Source organism: Streptomyces sp. SID12501, from assembly GCF_010550245.1.
Classification (GTDB): Bacteria; Actinomycetota; Actinomycetes; order Streptomycetales; family Streptomycetaceae; genus Streptomyces.
This window is the reverse complement of the sequence record NZ_JAAGLU010000786.1, coordinates 1-383: the sequence shown is the minus strand read 5'-3', so window position 1 is coordinate 383 and position 383 is coordinate 1. Positions and strand designations below refer to the sequence as shown.

General features: G+C 67.9%; 1 pseudogene. It reads left to right on the top strand.

Features of this window, described 5'->3' with window-relative positions:
- Positions 1-383, top strand: a pseudogene (locus tag G3I71_RS48450) (glycosyltransferase family 2 protein); the annotation flags it as partial.

Here is a 383-nt window from a genome sequence, read left to right as displayed (position 1 = left end):
GCTATGTCTCGGCGCTGGTCTCGGGGGCGGACTTCGCCAAGGGCTCACGGTTCGCCAACGGCGGCGGCACCGACGACATGACGCCGATCCGCAAGCTCGGCAACTGGGCGCTGTGCGCCGTGGTCAACGCCAAGTTCGGCGCCCGCTACACGGACCTCTGCTACGGCTACAACGCCTTCTGGCGGCACTGCCTGGACAAGATCGACCTGGACTGCACGGGCTTCGAGGTCGAGACCCTGATGAACATCCGGGTCGTCAAGGCGGGCCTGCGCGTCCAGGAGATCCCCAGCCACGAGTACGTCCGCATCCACGGCGTGAGCAACCTCAGCGCCGTACGGGACGGGCTGCGCGTCCTGCGGGTCATCCTCCACGAGCGCGGCAAG